Annotated in this window: 3 protein-coding genes and 1 pseudogene; 3 read left to right on the top strand and 1 reads right to left on the bottom strand. The window is 67.7% G+C overall.

Annotation, left to right across the window (positions count from 1 at the left end):
• The first annotated feature begins 95 nt into the window (after positions 1-95).
• Both pgeF and ACOJSN_RS03065 read left to right on the top strand, forming a co-directional pair.
• Complete coding sequence (gene pgeF, locus ACOJSN_RS03070) at positions 96-845, top strand: peptidoglycan editing factor PgeF (RefSeq protein WP_420111042.1); 750 nt, start codon at positions 96-98, stop codon at positions 843-845.
• Positions 846-855: 10 nt separating this feature from the next.
• Positions 856-2,022 (top strand): aminotransferase class V-fold PLP-dependent enzyme, encoded by a 1,167-nt coding sequence (locus tag ACOJSN_RS03065; protein WP_420111041.1) that lies wholly within the window; start codon positions 856-858, stop codon positions 2,020-2,022.
• Between the two features lie 61 nt (positions 2,023-2,083).
• On the opposite strand, the gene ACOJSN_RS03060 is transcribed toward ACOJSN_RS03065, so the two are convergent.
• On the bottom strand, positions 2,084-4,312 hold the full coding sequence (locus tag ACOJSN_RS03060) for a glycosyl hydrolase family 95 catalytic domain-containing protein (RefSeq protein WP_420111040.1): 2,229 nt from the start codon (positions 4,310-4,312) through the stop codon (positions 2,084-2,086).
• A 557-nt stretch (positions 4,313-4,869) separates the two neighbouring features.
• On the opposite strand from ACOJSN_RS03060, the pseudogene ACOJSN_RS03055 reads away from it, so the two are divergent.
• Positions 4,870-5,225 (top strand): annotated as a pseudogene (locus tag ACOJSN_RS03055) (hypothetical protein); the annotation flags it as partial.

Below are 5,225 nucleotides of genomic sequence, written 5' to 3'. Positions count from 1 at the left end.
GAGCGCCAGGTCCGGCCCCCGAGCCGGGCCGGAAAGACCAGCGCTCCGTGCGACCCTCTCGAGGGAGATGGCGCCGGACGCGCCAGAATGGGCGCATGGCGAACGCGTGGAACCAGCTGCCGCTCGACGTGCTCGAGGTCGACCTGGGGAGCGGTGTGCGCGCCGGCTTCTCCAACCGGGCCGGCGGCACCTCGCTGGGTGCCCATTCCGCACTGAACCTCGGCTATCACGTCGACGACGACTGGGACCGAGCACACGCGAACCGCGGGCTGCTGGGCCGCTGGCTCGGTGCGCCACTGACGATGACTACCCAGGTGCACGGAGCCGAGGTCGCCGAGGTGTCGGCGTACCGGCCGAACATGAGGCGTCGGGCCGATGCGCTGGTCAGCACCACGCCGGGCGTGGGGATCGGTGTGATGGTCGCCGACTGCGTGCCCGTGCTGCTCTCCGACCCGGGCGCAGGCGTGGTGGCGACGGCGCATGCCGGTCGCCCGGGACTGGTCGCTGGGGTGGTGGGCAACGCCGTCACCGCGATGACGGAGCGGGGTGCGCGAGCTGAGTCGATCCGCGCGGTGCTCGGGCCGAGTATCTGTGGCCGCTGCTACGAGGTGCCGGAGCAGTTGCGTGAGGATGTCGAGGCGGCGGTGCCGGGCACGGCCACCCGTACCTCGTGGGGCACGCCGGCCATCGACATCGCAACCGGCGTGGTCAGCCAGCTGCACGAGCTCGGGTTGACCCAGGTCGACCGGGTCGATGCCTGCACGTATGAGCACGAGCGCTACTTCTCCTACCGCCGCGACGGCGTGACGGGCCGCTTCGCGGGCGTCATCGCGCTCGCGGGCTGAGGGGGCCACCATGCTGCTCACGCTCGATGGCCAACCCGCGTCCGACCTGTGGCCCGACAGCGGCTTCGTGCACCTCAACCACGGCTCGTACGGCCGCGTGCCGAGCGCGACGATGGCCCACCAGCGGGCGCTGCAGCGGCAGATGGAACACGGACCGATGGGGTTCCTGGCCCGTACCGCCGAGCGGATTGCCCTCGCACGCGAGGAGATCGCGCCGTACCTCGGCGTGCCGGCGCACACCCTCGCGCTGGTGCCCAATGCCAGCGCGGGGGTCAGCACCGCGCTGCGCTCGCTGCCGCTGCCGACCGGTAGCGAGGTGGTGGTCACCGACCACGCCTATGGGGCGGTGCGTATGGGGGTGGAACGGACCGCGCGCGAGGCGGGCGCGCAGGTGGTGGAGGCGCGGGTCCCGTTGGTGGCGGATGCGCGGGACAGTGTCGAGGCCGTGTGGTCCGCGGTCACCGACCGGACCGCGATGATCGTGATCGACCACCTCACCTCCGGAACCGCCCGACTGCTTCCGGTCGCCGAGATCTGCGCCCGGGCACGTGAGCACGGCATCCTCACGATCGTGGACGGCGCCCATGTGCCGCTGCTGCTCGACGAGCCGCTGCAGGGTGTTGAGGCCGACGTGTGGGTAGGCAACCTGCACAAGTTCGGCGCGACCCCGCGCGGGACAGCGGTGCTGGTGGCCCACGCGTCGGTCGCGGATCGCCTGTGGCCGCTGATCGACTCCTGGGCCGCGACCGACGCTTACCCGCAGCGGTTTGACCTGCAGGGCAGCCAGGACTACACCGCGTGGCTGAGCGCGCCCTGGTCGCTACGTCACCTTGACGAAACGATCGGCTGGGATCGGATCCGCCAGCATGCCACCCTCATGGCCGACCTGGCCGTGGCCCAGGTCAGCCAGGCACTGAGCGAGCGATACCCCGATGAGGCGAGCGTCGCCGTCGGGATGTCCGTGGGGCCGATCCGGCTGATCGGTCTGCCCGCCTCGGTGAGCGTCGACCCGGCCCAGCTGCGCGGGCGGTTCCTTGACGCCGGCGTCGAAGCCGCCTTCACCACGTACGGCGACCGGCTGTTCTGGCGCTACTCGGGGCACGCTTACAGCACAGCAGCCGACATCGACGCGATGATCGATCGCGGGCTGCCGCTGCTCGGGCTGACACGCGGCTGAACGCTGTCACCGCGATGGTGGCGCGAGGGCCCGAACCGAGTCGATCGGGAGGGCACGGTGGTCAGCCAGGCACCGCCGTCAGTCTGTAACGCCCCATGGCGGTTGTCGGCACCTCGACCACATCACCGGTGAGGAAACATTCGCCCGTGGGCCCCTGGAGCCGGACCGACCTCCCCGGCCATGGGTTCTCGATGCGGCACGCGCCGCCGCTCCTGCTCTCCAGTTCGATCGTGGCGACCTCACCTCCTTCGAGAGCCGCATCGACGACGAAGGCGCCGTAGGCCCAGAGCCCGGTGAAGGACGCCGCTGGCTGGCTCCGCTTCGGCCAACCGCGAAAGAACCGCAGGATCCCTTCGTGCGAGAGGAGCATCATCTCCTGCACCGTGTTCGGCACGGTCGAGAGATTCTCGATCCCGTGCGGGTTTCCGGCGATGAAGCCGTTGGGCATACCCCGGTGCGTGAGTCGGTCCTTGAGCTCCTGCCACACGACCTCGGGGTCGTAGCCCACCCGCACGGCTGCCGGGAAGAACAGGCAGCTGAGGTTGACGGCGTTCCACGCACCGGCCTTGTGGAAGTGCGGGTGCGGCGTGCCCTCAGGAGACGGCGTTGCACCGGCCGTGCCGCCGGCCTCGCCAAGTGCGTCCTCCATGAGGGCGAGAGCGTGCACGGTGTTCCGGGCGATCGTGAGCTCCTCCTCAGGCGATTCGAGACCGATGGCGCCACCGGGATAGATCTGCATGATGTTGCCCGGGAAGTGGAGCGACCATGCGCCGCCCTTCTCCTCGTTGAAGAACACGGGCGTGCGCTGGAAGCTCTCGGGCACCAGGTCCCGAACCGTACGATCGCCCTCGTTCCAGAGCGTGACGTTGTCCACGATGTCACCGATGACACCCACGGGATAAGGGCTCAGGTGTGCCGCGATATGGAGCCACCGCTCGCGCTCGTCGTCATCGATTCCCAGATCACGGCTCGCATCTGCCATCTGACGGAAGAACGTCCGCAGGTAGCCCAACGTGTTGGAGGGATTCTCCGGCAAGCCGTTCTGCTGGACGTTGGAGGTCACTCGCTCGTGCATACCGTCGCCCACGATCCGGTAGCGGCCGCCCTCCTCGACGAGGTCGAGCTCCCAGAACTGCGCCACCGCGTGCAGGAACGGGTAGACGCGGCGCAGGTAGGCGCGGTCGAGGGTCAGCCGGTATCGGATGAGCATGTTGATTGCCCCGTGCACGGCGGGAGACTTCATGTACAGCAGCAGGGCCTCGCTCACCATGCCCGCCGGGCCCAAGCCGAGCGGGAGATAGACGCCCTCGTGTCCCAGCAGCCGACGGCTCATCTCACGGCCGATGTCGAGCATCGCCAGATAGGGCGCATCGTGGGTGTCGGCCTGCTCGAAGTGCCCAGCGGCCAGCAGCGCCAAGTACGGGGACTGGTGGTTGTAGTTGACCTTGTAGTTGCCGTTCCACGCCATGCGGTCGAACGTCGAGATACCCAGGATGTTGGGCGGATAGTCCGGGTCGCGTGACAGGCAGCCCATCATGAACTGTCCGAGGTAGTACTTCTCCTCGATGAGCTGGTCCTCGACCTGCACGCCCGAGACTCGCCAGTAATCTCTCCACCAGCTCGTGTGCTGCTCCCACAGCGACATGACATCGGACTCGGTGATCCAGGCCGCTCGTGAGCGGGCGTACTCCATCGGGCGGCTCACCTTCGCCCACGAGCGCAGCGGTAGCACGAAGCGAAGAGTCTCCCCCGCGCGAATGGTGGTCTCGAGACCGTCCTCGCCGACGAACCGGCCTCCGAATCCGACTGCGGTCGGCACGTCGACACCGTCCGAGAAGGTGCGGCTGCCGTACACGATTCCGCCACGTCGGCTCTTGAGCTGCACCGGCTTGCCGCCTACGAGACCGACGAACGTACCCGTGAGCGACTCGTCGCCCTCGCCCAGGCCCTCGACGTCCACGCCGGCATCGCAGCCCTTGCCGAGCTCGTCCGGAAAATGGAAGTCCACGCTCACGCTCGTGTCTCGATCAGCGGTGAACTCCACGACGAGGACGTTCTCCTGCGCCGCCACCCAGCTGACCAGACCGATGTGTGCACCATCAGCTGTGGTGTAGCGCGCGCGTGTGGTGGCGTTGGCGAACTCCTGCCACGCCTCGTAAGTAGCCCCCGTGAGCGCCGGCACGTCGAACACCACGCGACCGAGCGGGCGCGGGCTGCCCAGCCCTACCGCAGGGTCGTGCTTCGCAACCGAGTTGTCATGGAAGAACTCCCAGTTGGGGTTGCTCGACATCTGCCAGAAATCGTTCGTTGTCACCCAGAACTGGGGGAACTCACATGGCCCCGCGAACGCGGCCAGCATGTCGCCATTCCCGAAGATGGGCGCGTCGGTCTTCGTGCCCGCGTGCTGCCAGATTCGCCAACGGCCGCCACCAGACACGTCATCGACGCCGGCGGGGACCATCGACGGCGGTGTCAAGAAGCGGGTCCGGTGCCTCTGCACAGCCTCAAGAGGATCGAAGAGTCTTCCAGCAGGCACAGGCACACGCTCTCCTTCTCTGTGGCGCGCCGACGCGCTCGTCGCCCTGCGGGCTCCCGGTCAATCACGTTCAAACAGAAGACATATGACATGATATCAATCTCGGACAAGGACAGAAGATGCGCATCACACACGTCGACGTGTTTCCCGTTCCCATCGCTGCTCCCCAGCATCCATACAGGTGGCGTGATGGCCTTCCTGGTTCGCGACACGAATTCACAGGGTGCGTCCTGCGAATCCGCACGGACGCGGATGTCGATGGCGTCGCACTGGCTGCTCGGCCGGGCACCTACCCGCTCCTGCGGAGCTTCGTGGAACGACTGCTCCGCGACGAGCTCGTCGGAGGCGATCCGCTGGCGAGAGAGTGGTGGTGGCACCGCATCTGGGAGCTCGACAGGCTCGAGGAGCTCCCGCTCTACCTCTTCGGCGTGCTTGACATCGCGCTCTGGGATCTGGCCGGCAGGGCATCATCGCTGCCTTCGTGGATGGTGATGGGGTACTCCCGCACCCGCTTGCCCGCCTACGCCTCGACGGTCACCTACGAGTCGATCGACGAGTACCTGCACGTGGCCGATCAGTGCCTTGACCTAGGTTTCCACGCCATCAAGCTGCACGCCTGGGGCGACCCCAGCCGCGACATCTCTCTCATCCGAGCGCTGCGTGAGCA

The organism is Pseudactinotalea sp. (assembly GCF_048594945.1).
GTDB lineage: Bacteria > Actinomycetota > Actinomycetes > Actinomycetales > Beutenbergiaceae > Pseudactinotalea.
Note: the sequence above shows the minus strand (reverse complement) of the source record. Positions and strands in the feature narration are given on the sequence as shown.

Excerpts from the sequence above, each read along its gene's own strand:
- pgeF (WP_420111042.1), top strand. The coding sequence starts at position 96 with ATGGCGAACGCGTGGAACCAGCTGCCGCTCGACGTGCTCGAGGTCGAC.
- ACOJSN_RS03060 (WP_420111040.1), bottom strand. The coding sequence starts at position 4,312 with ATGTCGAGCAACCCCAACTGGGAGTTCTTCCATGACAACTCGGTTGCG.
- ACOJSN_RS03065 (WP_420111041.1), top strand. The coding sequence starts at position 856 with ATGCTGCTCACGCTCGATGGCCAACCCGCGTCCGACCTGTGGCCCGAC.